This is a genomic window from Mycobacterium sp. NGS62 (assembly GCF_059812285.1).
In genome coordinates, this window is record NZ_JCALCK010000020.1 from 1 (window position 1) to 18,965 (window position 18,965).

General features: G+C 65.3%; 19 protein-coding genes. 16 read left to right on the forward strand and 3 right to left on the reverse strand.

Features of this window, described 5'->3' with window-relative positions:
* The 16 genes from AC5Y49_RS23450 to AC5Y49_RS23525 all read left to right on the forward strand — a co-directional run.
* The coding region (locus AC5Y49_RS23450; RefSeq protein ID WP_499891784.1) for an MFS transporter at positions 1-799 on the forward strand (799 nt) is incomplete at its 5' end.
* Between the two features lie 331 nt (positions 800-1,130).
* On the forward strand, positions 1,131-1,532 hold the full coding sequence (lpqS, locus tag AC5Y49_RS23455) for a putative copper homeostasis (lipo)protein LpqS (protein ID WP_499891785.1): 402 nt from the start codon (positions 1,131-1,133) through the stop codon (positions 1,530-1,532).
* A gap of 249 nt (positions 1,533-1,781) precedes the next feature.
* The gene (locus tag AC5Y49_RS23460) at positions 1,782-2,081 is read left to right on the forward strand and encodes a PE family protein (protein WP_499891786.1); all 300 of its coding nucleotides are present in this window, start codon (positions 1,782-1,784) and stop codon (positions 2,079-2,081) included.
* An 18-nt stretch (positions 2,082-2,099) separates the two neighbouring features.
* Complete coding sequence (locus tag AC5Y49_RS23465) at positions 2,100-3,269, forward strand: PPE family protein (protein ID WP_499891787.1); 1,170 nt, start codon at positions 2,100-2,102, stop codon at positions 3,267-3,269.
* Between the two features lie 96 nt (positions 3,270-3,365).
* Complete coding sequence (locus AC5Y49_RS23470; protein ID WP_499891788.1) at positions 3,366-3,662, forward strand: WXG100 family type VII secretion target; 297 nt, start codon at positions 3,366-3,368, stop codon at positions 3,660-3,662.
* A gap of 11 nt (positions 3,663-3,673) precedes the next feature.
* The gene (locus AC5Y49_RS23475) at positions 3,674-3,958 is read left to right on the forward strand and encodes a WXG100 family type VII secretion target (RefSeq protein ID WP_499891789.1); all 285 of its coding nucleotides are present in this window, start codon (positions 3,674-3,676) and stop codon (positions 3,956-3,958) included.
* Between the two features lie 353 nt (positions 3,959-4,311).
* Entirely contained in the window at positions 4,312-4,656 is a 345-nt protein-coding gene (locus AC5Y49_RS23480) for an NADH-quinone oxidoreductase subunit A (protein ID WP_499891790.1), read from the forward strand.
* On the forward strand, positions 4,647-5,795 hold the full coding sequence (locus AC5Y49_RS23485) for a hypothetical protein (protein WP_499891791.1): 1,149 nt from the start codon (positions 4,647-4,649) through the stop codon (positions 5,793-5,795). Before AC5Y49_RS23480 ends, AC5Y49_RS23485 begins: the two co-directional genes overlap by 10 nt.
* Entirely contained in the window at positions 5,788-6,726 is a 939-nt protein-coding gene (locus AC5Y49_RS23490) for a complex I subunit 1 family protein (protein WP_499891792.1), read from the forward strand. The genes AC5Y49_RS23485 and AC5Y49_RS23490 overlap by 8 nt, the downstream gene beginning before the upstream one ends.
* 3 nt (positions 6,727-6,729) lie before the next feature.
* Positions 6,730-7,293, forward strand: coding sequence for an NADH-quinone oxidoreductase subunit J (locus tag AC5Y49_RS23495; protein WP_499891793.1), 564 nt, complete (start codon positions 6,730-6,732; stop codon positions 7,291-7,293).
* The gene (locus AC5Y49_RS23500; RefSeq protein WP_499891794.1) at positions 7,290-7,592 is read left to right on the forward strand and encodes an NADH-quinone oxidoreductase subunit NuoK; all 303 of its coding nucleotides are present in this window, start codon (positions 7,290-7,292) and stop codon (positions 7,590-7,592) included. The genes AC5Y49_RS23495 and AC5Y49_RS23500 overlap by 4 nt, the downstream gene beginning before the upstream one ends.
* Before the next feature lie 44 nt (positions 7,593-7,636).
* Complete coding sequence (locus AC5Y49_RS23505) at positions 7,637-9,442, forward strand: proton-conducting transporter transmembrane domain-containing protein (RefSeq protein ID WP_499891801.1); 1,806 nt, start codon at positions 7,637-7,639, stop codon at positions 9,440-9,442.
* Positions 9,443-9,444: 2 nt separating this feature from the next.
* Positions 9,445-10,935: a complex I subunit 4 family protein gene (locus AC5Y49_RS23510; RefSeq protein WP_499891802.1), complete on the forward strand. Its 1,491-nt coding sequence runs from the start codon at positions 9,445-9,447 to the stop codon at positions 10,933-10,935.
* 18 nt (positions 10,936-10,953) lie between these two features.
* The gene (locus AC5Y49_RS23515) at positions 10,954-12,357 is read left to right on the forward strand and encodes an NADH-quinone oxidoreductase subunit N (protein WP_499891795.1); all 1,404 of its coding nucleotides are present in this window, start codon (positions 10,954-10,956) and stop codon (positions 12,355-12,357) included.
* Between the two features lie 238 nt (positions 12,358-12,595).
* Positions 12,596-12,802 carry a heavy-metal-associated domain-containing protein gene (locus tag AC5Y49_RS23520; RefSeq protein ID WP_499891796.1) on the forward strand — a complete coding sequence of 69 codons (207 nt, stop codon included), beginning with the start codon at positions 12,596-12,598 and terminating at the stop codon, positions 12,800-12,802.
* 121 nt (positions 12,803-12,923) lie between these two features.
* Complete coding sequence (locus AC5Y49_RS23525; RefSeq protein WP_499891797.1) at positions 12,924-15,185, forward strand: heavy metal translocating P-type ATPase; 2,262 nt, start codon at positions 12,924-12,926, stop codon at positions 15,183-15,185.
* Between the two features lie 217 nt (positions 15,186-15,402).
* Here AC5Y49_RS23525 and AC5Y49_RS23530 read toward each other — a convergent pair whose 3' ends face one another.
* The 3 genes from AC5Y49_RS23530 to AC5Y49_RS23540 all read right to left on the reverse strand — a co-directional run bounded on the left by AC5Y49_RS23530 (position 15,403) and on the right by AC5Y49_RS23540 (position 18,604).
* On the reverse strand, positions 15,403-16,071 hold the full coding sequence (locus tag AC5Y49_RS23530; protein WP_499891798.1) for a DUF305 domain-containing protein: 669 nt from the start codon (positions 16,069-16,071) through the stop codon (positions 15,403-15,405).
* 748 nt (positions 16,072-16,819) lie between these two features.
* Positions 16,820-17,725, reverse strand: coding sequence for a sterol desaturase family protein (locus tag AC5Y49_RS23535; RefSeq protein ID WP_499891799.1), 906 nt, complete (start codon positions 17,723-17,725; stop codon positions 16,820-16,822).
* Between the two features lie 72 nt (positions 17,726-17,797).
* On the reverse strand, positions 17,798-18,604 hold the full coding sequence (locus AC5Y49_RS23540) for a helix-turn-helix domain-containing protein (RefSeq protein ID WP_499891800.1): 807 nt from the start codon (positions 18,602-18,604) through the stop codon (positions 17,798-17,800).
* Between the last annotated feature and the right edge of the window lie 361 nt (positions 18,605-18,965).

Sequence of the window (18,965 nt, forward strand, 5' to 3'; positions counted from 1 at the left end):
AGCACTTTTCGTTGTCTCTGGCCTGGTTGCGATCGGCGGACAGCTGCGCATCACCCGCTGGTTGACCAAACGCTGGGGGCCCGGACGCAGCCTGGCCATCGGTGCGGCCATTCTGGCGGCGTCGTTCGTACCGCTGGCCGTCATTCCTGACGGCCAGCGGTTTGGAACACCGGCGGCGGTGGGCGCCCTGTTGGTGTCAGCGGCGCTGCTGGCCGTCGGTTCGGCCGCGGTCTTTCCGTTCGAGATGGACACCGTCGTCTCGCTGGCCGGAGACCGGCTGGTGGCCACCCATTACGGGTTCTACAACACCATCGTCGGAGCCGGAATCCTCGTCGGCAACTTGGCCACCGGATCGATATTCGGTGCGGCCCAACGGCTCAGCGCCGGCGCACTGGTTTGGGGCGGGCTGGTCCTCATTGGCATCATCGCCGCAGTTGCCCTCAACCGTCTCCAACCCGGGCGCGGCCTGCAACCCGCTCATGTCGAGCGCACCATCAACCGAGCGGCGGTACCGGCTATCACCGGCCGAGGCCGAGGCCGAGGCCGAGACCGGCATCGGCTCGGCACGCCGCCGCGCGGCAAGCCCCCTGTGTCCCCATCCCCAGGTCATCCTGCCCGGCGCCGGCCCGCGACGGTGACGACTCGAAAGAGTTGCCGCACAACGGTATTGCTACGCGACAGTGCGCGAAGTAGCGGAAGTTTGGCCGCGTCGATGTCATCATCGTGCGTTCGTCCGCATAGACCTGGAAGATCAACCGTTAAGCACTCGATGATCGGCGCGGAATCCCCATGTCATTAACGGGTTCGACGCGAACAGCTGCCATCGCCTCCGGGGTTATTCTTCATGCTTCGGGGCCAATAAATCGAAGCGGCGGTGTTCATGTTGTCGTGGGAGCCTTGGAACGTGAGGTACCTCTGGCGGGTAAGGGTATGCGGAGGCGGTGGGCAACTGCGCGAGCCACTTGCGGCGGCTGGACCGTCTATGGCCGCTTGACCTGCATCGTGAGCGCGAACGGCAGGCATGATTGCGGGCCGGGCACAAAGCAGTATCGACTGCTCCGCCTATGGTATACCCCCCTATACGCGGGTACAGTTGAAACATTGTGAGATCCCGCGGAGTAGGTAGTCTGATGCAGTTGCGATCCGTTATCGCGATGGCGGCAGCAGTGTGGTTGGTCGTCGGTGCCCTCGCGTGCGGCCTGGTGCATTTCGCACCTCTCACGTATCACTCACCACAGGCCGTCGTGACCTCGCTGGATGGCGGGTCTGGTCCTGGCGCGTCCAGCATGCGGGCCGACCATGTATCTGTTGACCGGGGCCTCGCCGCCAGATGCTCCAAGGTGTTCGCGACTACGCCGCTTCCGGCGCCCGTTACCGCGCTGATCGCGCTCGGTCTCACGGTGGCGGTGGTCGCCATCGCGGGTTCGCGGGTCAAACTTGTGGTGCCGGTCGGGCGCGGCCCCCCCGGGGCAGCTGCCATTGTCTTCCCCGGTCAAGACCTCTTGACGCGGTTCTGCATAGCTCGCCGCTGATCGGCCGCCGGCAGGCCGTTGTGCTACGCCACGACGGCCGGTGAGCGCTCCGCCCACCGTCAACCGTCCGGCCGCCCTCCGCCTCGGTCAACGCCGAAAGCAATGAATACATCAATCCTGTCCGACTCGGCCTAGCCGAGTCAGCTGCCGCAGTTCCATCCCGCCAGCGACCGCATCAGCGCACCCGACACCACCGCAGCGGACAGGGGCGGTCCATGTCCGTAATTCCATGTCTCTAAGGAGAAGTCCATGTTTTCAGTCACCGTCGAGCCGCAAATGTTGACGGCGGCGGCCGGCGACTTGCACAGTATCGACTCGGCGATGAGCGCCGGGAACGCTGCCGCCGCCGTCCCGACGACCGCGGTGATTCCCGCCGCCGCCGATGAGGTATCGGCGTTGACGGCACTGCAGTTTGCCGCGCACGCGCAGCTGTACCAGGCCGTCAGCGCTCAGGCCGCGGCTATCCACGAAATGTTCACGACCACTCTCGGCGTCACCGCCGGTTCGTATGCGGTCACCGAGGCCGCCAACGCCGTAGCGGCCGGCTAAGCAATCAGAGGTGAAGTGATGGATTTCGCAGCTTTGCCGCCCGAGATCAACTCGGCCAGAATGTATGCCGGTGCGGGCTCGGGACCGATGCTGGCCGCTTCGGCGGCGTGGGATGGCCTCGCCGCGCAGCTGTACTCAACGGCGAGCTCCTATTCCTCGGTGGTCTCACGGTTGGCCAGCGGACCGTGGCGGGGCCCCGCGTCGGCGTCGATGGCGGCCGCGGCCACACCAAATGTGGCGTGGCTGACGACCACTGCTGCTCAGGCCGGCCAGACGGCTTCGCAGGCCAGGGCCGCCGCGGCCGCCTATGAGGCGGCGTTTGCGATGACGGTGCCGCCACCGGTCATCGCGGCCAACCGCAGCCTGTGGATGTCGTTGATTGCGACGAACATCCTCGGGCAAAATACGCCCGCGATCGCGGCCACCGAAGCACAGTACGCGGCGATGTGGGCTCAGGACGCCGCTGCGATGTACGGCTACGCCGGCGCCTCGGCGAGTGCGTCGGCTTTGACCCCGTTCGCTCCGCTGCAGCCCACCACCAACCCGGCTGGCCTTTCCGGGCAGGGGGTCGCGGTCGCCCAAGCTGTCGGCAGCTCCGCCAGCACCAACGCGCAGGCGATCCTGTCGCAAGTGACCTCCACGGTGCCCACGGCGCTGCAGCAGCTCTCATCGCCGCTGTCGTCGACGTTGTCCGCGTCGTCGCTGAGTTCGTCGCTAGGCTCCCTGCAGCCGGCTTTGTCGATGACAAGTTCGGTCGGATGGATATCGAGTGCGCTCCTCTCGAACATGAATCAGCTGAAGAATTTGATGCCGGCCGTCACCGCCGCCGGCACTGCAGCTTCCGGATCGGGTCTGGCCAGCGGGCTCGGTTCGGGCGGGCTGGGGGCAACGAGCTCGTCAGGACTCGGCGGAGCGGCGGTGTCTGCGGGTATGGGCCGGGCAGCCACGGCCGGGGCGTTGTCGGTGCCCCAGACCTGGGCCGCGGCCCCGGCTATGAGTCCAGCCGCAGCGGCGCTGCCCAGCACCAGCCTGGCCGCCGCACCAGGAGCCACAGCAGGCGGTCCTGGAAGCATGCTCGGCGCACCGCTGGCAACTATAGCCGGGCGCAGCATAGGCAACGTCGGCCAAGCCGACCTCCGCTTCATGCCCCGCCTGACGGTGGTACCGCCCTCGGGGACCGTCGGATAACAAAGGAGGAAACCAATCCGTTCTCGTTGGCCGGTCGTGACGCCAGCCACCACCGCCTAGCACGACTGATGATTTTGAAGTTAAGGAGAGATTCCAATGACCACTCGGTTCATGACCGACCCGCACGCCATGCGCGACATGGCCGGGCGCTTTGACCTGCACGCCCAAACCGTCGAAGACGAAGCCCGCAAAATGTGGGCCTCCAGCCAAAACATCGCCGGAGCCGGCTGGAGCGGAACCGCCCAGCTGACCTCCCACGACACCATGGGCCAGATGAACACCGCGTTTCGCAACATCGTCAACATGCTCCACGGCGTGCGCGACGGGCTGATCCGCGACGCCAACAACTACGAATCCCAAGAACAAGCGTCCCAGCAGATCCTGAGCAGCTAGGAGAACCCGCGATGACCATCAACTACCAATTCGGCGACGTGGATGCCCACGGTGCGCTGATCCGCGCCCAGGCCGCCTCCTTAGAGGCCGAACACCAGGCCATCGTCCGCGATGTGCTTGCCGCCGGCGACTTCTGGGGCGGCGCGGGCTCAGTGGCCTGCCAAGAATTCATCACCCAGTTGGGCCGCAACTTCCAAGTCATCTACGAACAAGCCAACACCCACGGCCAAAAAGTCCAAACCGCCGGCAACAACATGGCCTCCACCGACTCCGCCGTCGGCTCCAGCTGGGCCTAACCGCGACGATACTGCGCACTTCTTTCGAAGATACGATTGAACATGAAACGCCCTGGTGTATCACACTTTTGGTGTGCGTCGGGAGGTGACATAAAGACCACCCTGAAAGCCAAACTCAGCGAGGACATGGAAGACTACTTGACCCTGGATGCGCGTAACCGGCTCGTGGCTGACCGCACCGTGGCCGCCGACCATTACATCGGACTGCTGTCGTCGGTGATATGGCCCAAGCAACTTGGCGTCAAATCGGTTCCCTCTAGGTCGCCGAACCATGGTAGACCATAATCCGGTGGGCTCCGCACGTCGAATGTGGACAAGTCTCAGCGGCCTGCACCGGTGAAAGGAGCGCAGCGATGTATGCCGGTGTCGCATGGATGTTGCTGATCACTGTGGCCGGTGTCGCGGGAATCTATGGCCTACATCGGCTTACGGCAGTCCGGCCGGAGGCGTTGACGTCGCTTCCCTTCCAGTCGGGATGGCGGCCCGAGGAGCATGCCTTGTCGCGGTATCACGTGCGCTGGTATCTAGCGACACTCGTCTTTCTCGCTTTCGATGTCGAGATGCTGTTCATGTACCCGTGGGCTCTGGTCGTCGCACAGATGGGCGCCACCGCGATCGTCGAGATGTTCCTCTTCTTGGCTGCGTTGTTCGTCGCGGTGGCGTGGGCATGGCGGGAGGGCGCGCTGCGATGGGTATGACCGCCGTCCTGGCTCGATCTGCTGTCCGCCGGGTCCACGTCCTGACCGTCGAGGTGCCAGGAGATTGGGTCCTGCGTGCAGCGGTGGAGCGCTGTGGCGCTGCTCGGCGGTGGTGTGCAGCGGTGTCCCCGGCGGACGCCGATGTCTTAGCGGTGTGCGGTATGCCCGGATCAGAGTTGGCCGAAGTCGTCGATCGGGTCTGGGACCAACTGCCCGGCCCGAGGGTACGCATCGACATTACGGACAAGCAGTCGATCGATTCGGTGCTGGATCGCGCAGTCGCGGAGTTGCTCGATTCCAGGCGGCAGCGAATCGACGCCCGTGATCGTGCGCAATCGCCGGACACTACCGCCGATCGGGACCGCATGGACCACGGCCACATGGACCACAGCGATCACCACAGCATGGACCACAGCGATCACCACGGCATCGACCACCACGACATGGACATGGCGCCTGCCGGCATTGCTCTAGCCCGAGGCGGGGAGGACCGCGATGGCCTCGAGATGGATGTCCTGCACGTGCGTCTCGGTCCGGTTCTGCCACACTGGCCGGCGGGTTTGGTGCTGTGGTGCTCATCGCAGGGAGACGTCGTTGTCGAGGCCGAGGCACGGGTCGTCGAGACCGACCATGACAGCCGACATCAGGCCCCACCGGAGAATACCGAATTAGTGGTGGCGGCCCGGCAGTGCGACCACATCGTCGATCTGCTGGAGCTGGCGGGCTGGTCGCGGGCATCGGCTATAGCGCGGCAGGCAAGGGACCTGTTGTTAGGCGGCTCTGACGTCGACCGAGCACAAGTCTTGCTGGAGAAAGTGCACGGCATGGTCCGCCGGTCCAGGTTGCTGCGCTGGTCATTGCGCGACCTCGCTCCGCTAGCGGCTGAGAACCTCGACCGTCATCAGCTGCCGGCGGCCCTTGCCGGCGATACCTACGATCGGCTGCTCACCCGAGTCGACCTGGCACAGACACTCTTACGAGACCCTCTGGCTGCCAACGCATTTCGCCCAGACCCGACGAAGATCACCCATGTGCTGCCAGGCCTGGTGCGTGGCCTGGACATCGCCACTGCCCGCCTGGTAGTCGCCAGTCTCGGCATCGACACCGGGGCTACGGACAGAAGCACCTCTCATGGGTGAGCCAGCGGTCACGATGGTTCCCGGCGCATGGGCTGTCGCGGCCGCGGCGTTGCTGGCGGTTCTCGCCCTGTATGCCGCCTCCCTCGACGGTATGTTGACCGCCCGCGGCGACGGTGTCCGCGCCAGCGGAGCGGCCACACCACTGTGGGAGGCGGCGCGGCTGATGCGGCAGCGCCGGCGCACCACCGTCGCGGCGGACTCGCTGCTGTGGCGGATCGGCGCTGCGGGTCTGATCGTTGCCGCGTTGTTGATGGTCACCGTGGTGCCGCTGGGTCGGTGGACGCTGTTCGATCTCGATGTCGGCGTTGTGTGGTTCAACGCGATGGACGTGATGGTGTGGGCGCTGGTGTGGCTTGCCGGCTGGGGCCCGAACTCGGCGCATTCGCTCATCGGCGGCTACCGATTCCTGGCTCACGGTCTGGGTTATGAGCTGCCGCTGATGTTCGCGCTCGTCGCGCCGGCCATTGCTGCGGAGAGCCTACGTGTCGGCGAGGTCGCCGCTGCGCAGCATCAATTGTGGTTCGCGGTGTGGATGCCAGTCGCGTTTGTCGTCTACTGCCTTGGGGTGGTGGCATTTTCGGTGTGGGGGCCGTTCACGCCGGCGCTCGGCGCCGATCTCGCCGGCGGTGTGACCGCCGAACTGTCCGGTGTGGACCGGCTGGTGTTTGACGCCGGCCGGCATGCGTTGCTGGCCGCCGGTGCCGCCTTCGCCGTGCCGATGTTCCTCGGCGGCGGCGCCGGGCCGCTGCTGCCGGATTGGCTGTGGGTGTTGGTGAAAACCGTTTCGCTGCTGACGGTTTTGGTGTGGCTGCGTCGGCGGGTTCCGGTCTTTCGCCCGGAGAAGTTCATGGAGCTTGGTTGGGTGGTCCTGCTGCCGGCCGTCCTCGCGCAAGACCTGGTCGTGGCCGTAATCGCTACCTGGAGGAGCTGACCCATGATCGTCGGCGTCGTTTATTGGATCTCGGCCGTGATCGCCGTGCTGGCGGGGGCGGCCGTCTTCTGGGTGAATTCGATGGCACGCGCTACCTATGCGCTGGCGCTGTCGTTCGTCGCCGTAGGTGTCGCAGTGCTGCTGCTGGCGCAGAACTACATCGGTGTCGTGACGATCTTGATGATGGTGATGGAGATGGCGGTGATGGCCGTCTATATGGTCATGTTCATGGGCATGAACCCGGCGCTGATGCCTATGAGCATGGTGCACGACAATCGTCGGGCGCTCGCCGCCGCCGTGGGCACCTTCGTGCTGCTGGCGACTGGGATCCTGTTGGTCGACTGGCCACCGCGGCGCGGCGCGCCACCATCTGATGTCACCGCCGCGCTCGGGGAGGAGTTGATGGGACCGAAGATGCTCGCCATGGCCGTGATCAGCCCAATCATGGTGGCCACCATCGTGGCCGGGATTGCGTTGGCCGCCAAGCGGAGCCGCTACGACCGGTTCGGCGATGACTTGAAACAACGACCCGCCCGCGACCCGCAGCCGGGAGGTATCGGGCGATGACCCTTGACACGGTGCTGCTGGTGGCGGCGGCGTTGTTCAGCGTCGGGCTCTACGGTGCGCTATCGCAACAGGTCGTGGTGATGGTGATGATGGGCCTGGAGTTGATGATCAACGCGATCATCCTTGCGGCTGCGGGCTTTTGGTGGTTCCTCGCGCCGGCGCCCACCGGCCAGGTTTTGCTGCTGGTGATCATCGCGGCGATGACCGTGGAAATGGCAATGGGCTTCGCGGTCGCGACGCTGCTGCACCGCGACCACCGCGCCGACATGACCGACATGGCCACCGAGCTGTCCGGCTGACCGTGGTAGTGGGCATACCTGGACAGCTGTCGCTGTGGTTGCTGATGCTCGCGCCGGCGGTGGCCGGCGCGACGTTACTGCTGGCCCGCCGGATTGATCGGCTCGCCGCGACGATCGCGGTGACCACCGCGGCAGTAATGCTGGTGTTGTCGATCGTCGTGAGCTTGACCCGCCCGCAACTGGCGGTGGCGTTCATGGCGGGCACGGATTTCGCGTTGCGGGTAGATGCGCTGGCCGCCATGGTGGTTCCCGCCGTCGCGGCGGTGACGCTGCTGGTGTTGCTGTTCGCCGCCGGAGACATCCGCGACGCGCCAGGCCGCTTCCACGGGTTGATGCTGTTGTTCGCCGCTGCCGTCGTCGTGACCGCGACGGCAACGACATTGCCGACGCTGCTGCTGGCCTGGGAGGTGATGGGGGCGGCGTCGTACGCGCTGATCGGGTTCTGGTGGCGCGACGAGCACCGGATGTCGGCCGGGCTCACCGCGTTTCTGACCACCCGCACCGCCGACCTCGGCCTCTACCTGGCCGCGGCGGCGGCCTTGGCCGGCGGCGCCGGGCTGGCGTTGGCCGATCTGCCCGAGGCGAGCAGTGGGTGGCGGCACGTCATCGCGTTCGGGGTGCTCGTCGCGGCCCTCGGCAAGGCCGCGCAGCTTCCGTTCTCGTTCTGGCTGTCCCGGGCCATGGAGGGCCCCAGCGCGGTCAGCGCGCTGCTGCACTCGGCTGCCATGGTCGCCATGGGCGCCTATCTGCTGCTGCGGACGCAGCCGCTGCTCGCGGCCACTGGGTGGGCCGCACCGGTTGCGGCATGGATGGGCGTCGGGACGGCGTTGCTGCTGGGCGCGGTCGCGGTGGCGCAGCGTGATCTTAAACAGCTGCTGGCCGCCTCGACGGCGGCGCAGCTCGGGTTCGTGGTGATGGCGGCGGGTCTGGGCGCGGTCAGTGGCGGCGCCGCGCAGCTGATCGCCCACGCCTTCACCAAGGCCGGATTATTTCTCGCGGCGGGGGCCTGGTTGTCGGTACTGGGCAGCAAGCAGCTCGACGACCTTTGGGGCGTCGCGCGGCGGTGGCGGTTGCTGGGCTGGTCGGCCACCGTCGGCGCCCTCGCTCTGGCCGGGATTGCGCCGCTGTCGCTATGGGCGACCAAAGATACGGTGCTGGCCGCAGCCCTGCATTACTCCTCCGCCCTCTACGCGGCGGGAGTAGCCGCGTCGGCTCTTTCGGCGGCCTACGCGGGAAAGGTCCTGGTCGTGCTGTGGCGCACCAGGACTACCGGCAGCAGCCCGGGCATGGCGCGAGAGGACCTCGGCCCCAATGGCTTCCAGCAAGCCCCTGTCGTCGTCCTCGCGGTCGGCGCTGCGGTGGCGGGAGTGTTGGCGTTGCCGCCGATCGGTGCGGCTCTCACCCGGGCGCTGCACGACGGCCCGAGCCCATCCGCGACCGCGTTCGAGCTGGTGGCCTCGGCGGTGCTGGCGCTGGTGGTGGTCGTGGCGGTGGCGCGCTGGTGGGTACCCGAGCCCCAGTGGGCCGGTGCCTGGCTCGGCCTGGAACGCGCCACGCATATCCTCGTCGTTCGGCCCACATTCGGTCTCGGGCGCGTCCTGGCGCGATTCGACGACGGGGTGCTCGACCGGGTTGTGGAGGCAACCGCAACCCATTCGCTGCGGGCAGCACACCGTGTAGCGCGCACCGATATTCGCGCGGTCGACGGCGCGGTGGAAGCGGTCGCCGGGTGGATGCGCCGGCTCGGTGAGTTGGCCCGCAGACCGCAAACCGGCCTGCTGCACCAGTACTACCTCGCGGCCGTGGTGGTGCTGGCATTCGGTGTCCTGCTCCTGGTTGTAGTGAGGTGACTGTGCTCAGTGTGATCGTTTTCCTGCCGCTGGCCGCAGCACTGGTGCTGCTGACGCTGCCACGCATTAGTGATGCTGCGGCCCAATGGATTTGGGTCGTGGTCACAGCCACCGATGTGGCGCTGACCGTAGTGGTGTGGGCGCTCTACCAGACGCCGCGACCGGGTGCGCTGGCATTCGAGGAGAAGGCTCGGTGGATACCCGGGGTCAACAGCAGCTACCACCTCGGTGTCGACGGGCTGTCGTTGCCGCTGCTGGTGATGACGGCGGTGATCTTCCTGGCGTGTGCGGTCTACGCGCTGCGCGGCCGGGACCGGCCTAAACCGCTGGCCGCGTTGTTTTTGTTCCTGCAGACCGTGAGCCTGGGTCTGTTCGTGTCCGCTGATCTGATCCTGTTCTTCGTCTTCTTCGATTTATCGATCGTGGCAATGTATTTCGTGATCGCCGGATGGGGTCACGGCGATGCCGGCCGGTCGGCGCTGAAGTTTTTTCTCTACACCTTTTTGGGTTCGCTGGCGCTGCTGGTCGGTTTCATCGGTCTGTATATCGCGGCCGATCCGCACACGTTCGACATGGTCGACCTGGCCGCCACCACGCCTTTGAGCGGAAGCCCCGTCGTTGGGGGGCTGGTTCTCGCGGCGATCCTGCTCGGCCTCGCGGTCAAGACCCCGACGGTCCCTTTCCATACCTGGTTGCCGCCGGCCCACACCGACGCCCCCGCGATCGGCTCGGCGGTGCTGGCCGGGGTGCTGCTGAAGATGGGCACCTATGGGTTCGTGCGAATCGCGATGCCGATGCTGCCGCAGGCCTGGCGCGCCTGGGCGTGGGTGATCATCGTTGTCGGCGTGGTGTCGGTGCTCTACGGCGCACTGGTTGCGTTGGCGCAGAACGACTTCAAACGCATGGTCGCCTACACCTCGGTCAACCATATGGGCTACATCGTGCTTGCGGTCGGTGCCGCCGGGCTGATCGCGGGCGGCACCGCCCAGGCTCGCGGGGTCGCGGTCACCGGTGCCGTCACCCAGATGGTCAGCCACGGTTTGATCACCGCCGCGCTGTTCCTGATCGCCGGGGTGTTCTACGAACGTTCGAAGACCTACGACATGGGCACCTACGGAGGGCTCGCCGGCCCGGCGCCGAAACTGGCCTGGCTCTTCGCGGTCGGTGCGTTCGCCTCCCTGGGATTGCCGGCATTCTCCGGCTTCATCGCCGAATTTCAGATCTTCGCCGGCAGTATCGCCGCCGCACCGATCACCGCCGTCGCGCTGCCCGGCATTCTGATCACCGCGGCGCTGTTTCTGCGCGCGATGCAGCGCATCTTCACTGGCCAGACGCGCGGCCACTCGGTAGGATTTGTCGACCTTCGTCCTTTCGAAACATGGTCTGTCGGAGTGCTTCTCGCCTTATCCGTTGTCATCGGCGTGTTTCCGCGGCCGTTACTCGATCTGATCGAACCGGCCGCTCACGCGGTCGTCGGACTAGTGGGCCGGTAGCCGGACGTGGAAACCGGGATGCGGCCATTGCTGATGCTGCCCGAGATGCTGGTGTTCGCCGGCGGACTAGTAGTACTGATCAGCGGGTCGTTTTTGGCCCGGAACCGCCAGTGGTGGACCCGGGGAGTCGCCGCCGCCGCGCTGTGCGGTGCCATTGCCGCCGCCGTGATCGCTATGACCGGTCCGGATCGGACCGCTTTTGACGGCACCTTCGCCGTCGACACCGCCACCGGTGTGGCGCGGGTCGTGGTCATGGTCGGGACGCTGTTGGTGCTCGCGGTGGCCGCCGGTGAAATTGCCGGCTCGGTCCGCGAGAGCGAGACGTATGCGCTGCTGCTGTTCTCCACCGCCGGGATCCTGGTCCTGGTTGGAGCCGACGACCTGCTCGTGCTGATAACCGGGTATCTGCTGGCCGGCATTCCGCTCTATGGGCTGATCGGGTTGGTGCGCTCCGCCAACGGCGCCGAGGCGACGATGAAGGCCTATTTGATCGGCGCACTGTTCGGGATCGTCCTGATGCTCGGCGTGACCGTTCTGTACGGGATTGCCGGTAGCACCCGCTACAACGACCTGGCTGCCGGTCTTGGCGGTGCGCCGGGTGCTGCTGTCGCCGCAGGACTGCTCGGTGTCATCGCGGGTCTGATGTTCGAAGCCGGCGGTGTGCCCGCGCACTTCTGGATTCCCGATGCGGCAGAAGGGGCGACTGGCACCGCCGCCATGTTCTTGACCACAGTGCCGAAGATCGGTGCGCTGATTGCGCTCTACCGCCTGGTCGACGTGCTGCCCGGCCAGGTGGCGTGGTCACTGCTGGTCGCGGTGATCGCCGTCGCCAGCATGACGTTGGGCAACCTCGCCGCCTACTGGCAGCACGATCCGCGGCGACTGCTGGGCTGGTCGACGATCAGCCAGGTCGGCTACCTGCTGGTTCCGATTGCCGTCGCGGGCCGTAGCGATCTCGCGCTCCCGTCGCTGCTGTTCTACCTCGCCGGCTACACGCTCACCAACAGCGCGGCCTTCGCCGTGAGCACGGCGCTGCCGGACCGACGCCAGCTCGACTCGTACCGCGGTCTGGCTTATGTTCGGCCCTGGCTGGCCGGTGCGCTGCTGGTTGCACTGCTCGGCCTGGTCGGTACTCCGCCGACCGCGGTGTTCGTCGGCAAGCTCACCACGGCGACCGCTGCTTGGGATGGTGGCCAGGCCTGGCTCGCCGTGGTCGTCTTCGTCAACTCCCTGGTCAGTCTGTTCTACTACCTGCGCTGGATCATCCCGTCGTTTCAGCGGCCCGAAAAAGAGACGACCGGCGACGTCGTCGTCGCTGAGAAATGGTCCGCACGCACCGCAATTCTGGCGGCGGGCCTGAGTCTCGGGCTCGGCATCGCAGCCGGTGCCGCCTGGGGAGTGCTCCCAGAATCGCCGATGTAGCCACTGGTTAGGGGCGGTGAACACCCAACCGCGCCTGCGACAGGATGGGTGGCCATCCGTAGTGCTTGCGCGCCGAGATCCACAAGGCGCCTCTGTCGTGCCCATCCCTCGCACCAGCATCACCAGTACAATACCCCCCTACTGTATGAGCTAGGCGAACTTGAAATGTATACCCTGCGGGGGTATAGTTCGTGCTGGCTTCAGCACCGGGGAACCAGCCCAACTGAGAGGAAGCGACATGAGCACCGTCACCATCACAGTTACCGGTATGACCTGCGGGCATTGCGCGTCCTCGGTACGTGAGGAGGTCGGCAGCATCCCCGGCGTCACAGCTGCCGACGTCGACGTGCCAAGCGGCACGGTCACTGTCGAGAGCGACAACCCCGTGGACAATGACGCGATCAAGTGCGCCGTCGAAGAGGCCGGCTATCAGCTCGCGAGCTGATAGCCCGTCCCGCGAGACCGATTCCGCGCCGCTATTCACTAGCGCCGGCGGGAAATCATGGCCGTCGGCGCTGGCGGTCCGTCAGCCCGCCGAGTTGGTGCAGATTGATAAGGAGAACATCGTGCATCCCGTCATCGAGACAACGCCGAACAGGCACGTCGAGTTGCTGATCGAGGGGATGACATGCGCGTCGTGCGCGGCCCGAATTGAGAAGAAGCTCAACAAGCTTGACGGCGTCACCGCGACGGTCAACTACGCGACGGAAAAGGCCAGCGTGGATTACGTCGGCGATGTCACATCCGATCAATTGCTGGCTGTTGTCGAGGAGGCTGGCTACACCGCGCAGCTTCCGCAGGCCAACGTGGCCGTCTCCGACGGCGGCGCGAATGAGCGGGTCGACGACGATCCCACCGCGTCGCTGAGGCAGCGGCTGCTGGTTTCGCTGGTGCTGACCGTGCCGGTGATCGCGATGGCGATGGTCCCGCCGCTCCAGTTCACCAACTGGCAATGGCTGTCGTTGACGCTGGCGGCTCCGGTAGTGGTCTGGGGTGCATGGCCATTCCATCAAGCCGCGTGGACCAACCTGCGGCACGGCACCGCGACCATGGACACGCTGATCTCGATCGGCACGCTCGCCGCTTTGAGCTGGTCCACCTATGCGCTGTTTTTGGGCACTGCGGGGATGCCAGGAATGAGGCACGCGTTCGAGTTCACCACCACCCGCACTGATGGCGCCGGCAACATCTATCTGGAGGTCGCCGCGGGCGTCACAACGTTCGTTTTGGCCGGCCGATTCTTCGAGGCCCGCTCCAAGCGGCGGGCCGGCGCCGCGCTGCGCGCACTGCTCGAACTGGGCGCCAAGGATGTCGCGGTGCGCAGAAACGGTGTGGAGCAACGCATTCCGATCGAACAACTCGCGGTCGGCGATGAGTTCGTGGTCCGGCCAGGGGAGAAAATCGCGACCGACGGCGTCGTCGTCGAGGGGGCTTCGGCGGTGGACGCGTCGATGCTAACCGGCGAATCAGTGCCGGTGGAGGTGCGGCCCGACGACCACGTGGTCGGGGCCACCGTCAACGTTGGTGGCCGACTCGTGGTGCGCGCCAACCGGATCGGGTCTGACACCCAACTGGCACAGATGGCCAAGCTCGTCGAGGAGGCGCAAACCGGAAAGGCGAAGGCCCAACGGCTGGCCGACAAGATCTCGGCCATCTTCGTTCCCATCGTTATCGCTCTATCGGTGGCGACGCTGGGGTTCTGGATGCTCGTTGGCGGGTCGACCGCCGCGGCGTTCACGGCCGCCGTCGCGGTGTTGATCATCGCCTGCCCGTGCGCACTGGGCCTGGCGACGCCGACCGCCCTGATGGTCGGCACCGGCCGCGGCGCCCAGCTCGGCATACTCATCAAGGGTCCCGAGGTGCTGGAATCGACCCGACACATCGACACCATCGTCCTGGACAAGACAGGCACGGTCACCACTGGCGCGATGACCCTGCTCGATGTGATTACCGCCGACGGCGAACACCCGGATCAGGTGCTGCAGGTGGCCGCGGCACTGGAGGCCGCCTCCGAGCATCCCATCGCCGCTGCAATCGCCAAGGCGGCCCGCGAGAAGGTCGGAAAGCTTGCGGCAGTCGAAGAATTCACTAACCATCAGGGACTTGGTGTCCAGGGCATCGTCGACGGCCACGCGGTGGTAGTGGGGCGCGAGCGGCTGCTGGCTGACTGGTCCCAGCACCTGCCGGACAAACTGGCGCGGTCGATGCGAGACGCCGAGGCCGAGGGCAAGACGGCTGTCGCGGTCGGCTGGGACGGCAGACCGCGCGGCGTGCTGGTGGTCGCCGACGCGGTCAAGCCGACGTCGGCCGAGGCCATCCGCCAGCTTCGCGCGCTTGGTTTGACGCCGATCATGCTCACCGGCGACAACAAGGCCGCCGCGCACACGATCAGCGGTCAGGTGGGCATCGATCACGTCATCGCCGAGGTGCTGACCCAGGACAAGGTCGACACCATCAAGCGGCTGCAGGCCGACGGCAAGGTGGTGGCCATGGTCGGCGATGGTGTCAACGACGCGGCCGCGTTGGCCCAGGCCGACCTCGGACTTGCGATGGGCACCGGCACGGATGTCGCCATCGAGGCCAGCGACCTGACCTTGGTTCGCGGCGACTTGCGCGCGGTTCCCGACGCGATCCGGCTTTCGCGCAAGACGTTGGCCACGATCAAGGGAAACCTGTTCTGGGCCTTCGCCTATAACGTCGCAGCGTTGCCGCTCGCGGCTGCCGGGCTGCTCAACCCGATGCTGGCCGGCGCAGCGATGGCGCTCTCGTCGGGGTTCGTCGTCAGTAACAGCCTGCGGCTCCGCCGGTTTCAGTCGGGCATGCAGTGAGCTTCGCTAGCCGGGCAGTTTAGGTCAAGCGGCCCGTCTGCCAAGCAACGACATTGAACAGCTGACGTTGACGCGGTGCGCCGCAGGCTACCTGACATGGATGTCGCCTTGGTGTGCGGGAAGCACGCGTTGTCGGCAGTTCGCCAGCGTCGCTACCGTGGTCAGCTGCTCGGGGCGGTTGTATCGTCGTCATACGCCTCCTTGCGCGCCTTGACAGTTACAGCGAGGCCAGTACCTTCTGCATGGTCTCGATTTCCTGCTGCTGGCTGGTGACTATCGAGCGTGCCATTTCGGTCGCCGCAGGAAATTGACCGGAATTGATCTCGTTCTGCGCCATGCTGATCGCGCCCCGATGATGTTGAATCATCTGCGTCAAGAACAGCTTGTTAGCCTCCACACCTTGCGCATTTCGTAGAGCGGTCATGTCCTGCTCGGACATCATCCCGCTCATCCCCGGCATTGCGCTCTGACTGGGCATCATGCTCTGACTGGGCATCATCGTGTGGCTCGGCGTCCCACTTTGGCCCGGGCCCATTCCGGGCATCGGTGGCATGGTCGGCATCCCCCACTGACTCAACCAAGTCTGCATTTGTTGAATCTCAGGTCCTTGGGCTGCCTTTATCTGATCGGCCAGATCGACGACACGAGGATCAATCCCTTGCTTGCCCAGCACAATGTCGCTCATCTCGATCGCCTGCTGATGATGCGCAATCATCTGCTGTGCAAACTCGACATCCGCCGGGTTATGGGCATCCGTCGCCGTCGCTGAAGTCGATGCGCTCCCTGTCGGGTGGCGTGCTTGGTCATTGCTGGAATTACTACATGCGCCGATGGCGAGAAGCGCCGCCAATGCGGTGACAGCGGCCGCCAGTGTTCTGATTCTCATCACAACAAGTCCTTTCCTCGGTCGACGGCCGGTTGCCTCCGGCGCCCTGACGGCAGTGGCAGCTCGACCGCTACAAGTGTGCCCACAGCCACTATGGTTCAATCGGATCTTGCCGAAAATTCGGTCCAGAAACATGGCGGTCACGTGCCGAGCGATCCAATTGCTTCCCCCGCGTACGCCCGGGTCCAGCACCATGGAACATGGCTACCTGCAGACCACAATGCACAATGCATTAGCGTCACAGTATAGCAGATCGCGACGATCGACCAGTAACATTGAATAGCAACGGATTCGACGCACTGACACTACTGCTCGGGGAGCCGCAGCGGAATTCAGCCGCTGGAAGCTCCCGTTACCATCCACCCACTGCAGGCCTGAGCCGCCTCTCGATTCGCCCTGCGGGGGGCAGTCCGTCTCCGGGTGGGTTCAACAGCGAATTGAGCTGATTCGAAACGATTCTCACGAGGCTGATCACAGCCAGCCCGCCGGCGGGGGCTTCGAGGTGCCGTCGTAGCACGTAGCGGGGCGCCATCCGAGGTTGGAGTCTCCAAACCGGTGCGCCGAGTGATGAGCACGTGTATACGAATCCCGGGTCAGCGAAATCCGTGAGAAGTACCGTGAGAGAACGGTTTTGTGGAGGATGATGTCGAGCTGCTTTAGTGCGCTCGTAACGCGACGTGCCCGTCTGTCGCCAATTTCATCACGAAGACGTCGCCCTCGGTGGAAATCGTGTCGGAGTCGGCTGCGGTCATGACATTGCCGCTGTTGGATTCGGGCGCTCGGTAGCGCTGGTTCGCTCCAAGCGGCAGGCGCCGCCGGCGTGGAAAGGTTCGGCGAGTTGTTGCAGATAACCGTTCGGATAGTCGGGTTTGGCTGCCATGCCGAGGTCGTCGGAACTGAAACGGCGCTGCGGGTCGTAGGAGTACGTCCGGTAGAGATGGTCCCAGATCAGGGTGAAGAGACCGAAGTTGACATCACCGATACCGGCCCACTTCAGGTGATGGAATCGGTGTCCTTCGTTGAGGGCGAGCACCGAGCGCAGTGGCCCGACACGATAGTCGACATTGGCGTGCTGGAGCAGCAGTTGCACCGCAACGCAGACTGCCAGTGCGGAGGCCACCCGCACCGGAATACCGGTGATGATCAGGGGTAGCACACCGCCGATCATCTCGACGGCCTGGTGCACGGGGTGTTTCATCAGTCCATTGAGGCCGTAGAACCGCTTGATGCTGTGGTGCACGGCGTGCAGCCGCCACAGCCAGCCGACCTTGTGGCTGGCCAGGTGGATAGAGGTGATGCCGAAGTCGGCGATCACAATCGCGATCAGCAACTGGGCGACGAACGGTAACGATGCTGGCCACCACCGATGAAACGGCGTGACCGCAGCCAGTGCAGGAATGACCCCGACGCTGGCCAGGATGAACGTCTCATTGACGATGGTATGGGTGATGTCGCGCCCAGCATCATCGAGCGCGGTGTTCCAGTCACGACGGTAGGGCAGTGCGCGCTCGGCAGCGAACGAGCATCCAACGGCCACGGCGATGAGGCCGATCGTCCACCATTCGGAAGCGCCCCGCGCCGCCAGATATCCGGCGGCACCGTTGATTCCGATGAGCATGAACGGCACATAGCCGTAGCGGATAAGAGCGGTCATAGTGACCACCGTCGCTCACGCCGGCCTGGCGGCGCTTGTATGGATCGATCGTTTTCATGCAGTAACGGCGGGCTATCCCCACACCAGTTGTCGGCTCGCCTCGCTGGGCGATAGGCCGAACATCTCATGGCAGACGCGGTTGGCGTGGGCGCTGTCGGTGAATCCCGCTAGGTGCGCGGCGTCGGTTAGCGATACACCGTCGCGCAACGCATCGATCGCGCGGCGAAGCCGCACCCATCGCACGTAGGTGGGAAACGATTGGCCCACTTGATCATTGAACAGCCGACTGAGTCGGCTCGGTGAGAGTGCCACCTGCTTGGCGACCCCGGAGAGGCTGACAGGTCCAGGCAAGATTTGGGGAACTAGATCGATGGCCGCACGCACGCTGGGATGCCAGGTGTTTGTTCTGGAGCTACTAGACGCGGCGCAAAGCGCTGCCATGAGTTCATCGAGCAGCCGGGCCGGATCGGACGGCTCGGGCTCGGCCCAATTTTGCAGCACCTGCCCCGCCGCTACCCATCCGCGTGGGCCATCACAGTGATCGACCATCGCGTCGATCTGGCCGCCGATGACGGTTCGCGGATCTACGAAGAGCAGGAAACCAGCTGTGGGTTCGACAATGCGGATGGAATGGTGATGTCCCGACGGAATGACTGCCGCCGACCCGACCGCTCGGCGTGCCTGTGCATCGGCGAGTTCGAAGGAGCCCGACCAAGCGCGAACGAGTTGAGTGGCCACGTGGTGATGACCGCGAGCGTCAGACAAGCCGCCCAGATAGCACAGAGCACCGCCGGTCGCAGCCAGCGAGCCCGACCATGCAATCGCGGTGGCGGCCTTCTCACGCGTATCCTGCGTGCGCGATCGAAGTGGCCCGGTCATCGCATCGGATTCAAACCCTGCATGGCGCCCCTTCTACGGCCGCGACGTGGTTGACAACTTCGCTGTGCAAGGTTGGGCTCCGTTCATTGTGCCTGTGAAGACACTGCAAGACTCGCGTCGAACGACCATACGGCGCGCCTACTTGCTCCCGCCAAACCGGCCGTCGGCGGCGATACCCCTTGCGGGTATCGGGTACATGTCGTATCGTTGCATTGTGCACCTCTGGCTGCCCACCTTCGGCGTTCCGGCTGACCTGGCCGGGGCGGTTCGCGGTGCGGACGATAGCGGCCTGGTAACGAGTGGGTGTCGGCTTAGCGTAGACACCGGGGTTGCCGAGAGCGCTGTTAGGCTGGTGCTGTTA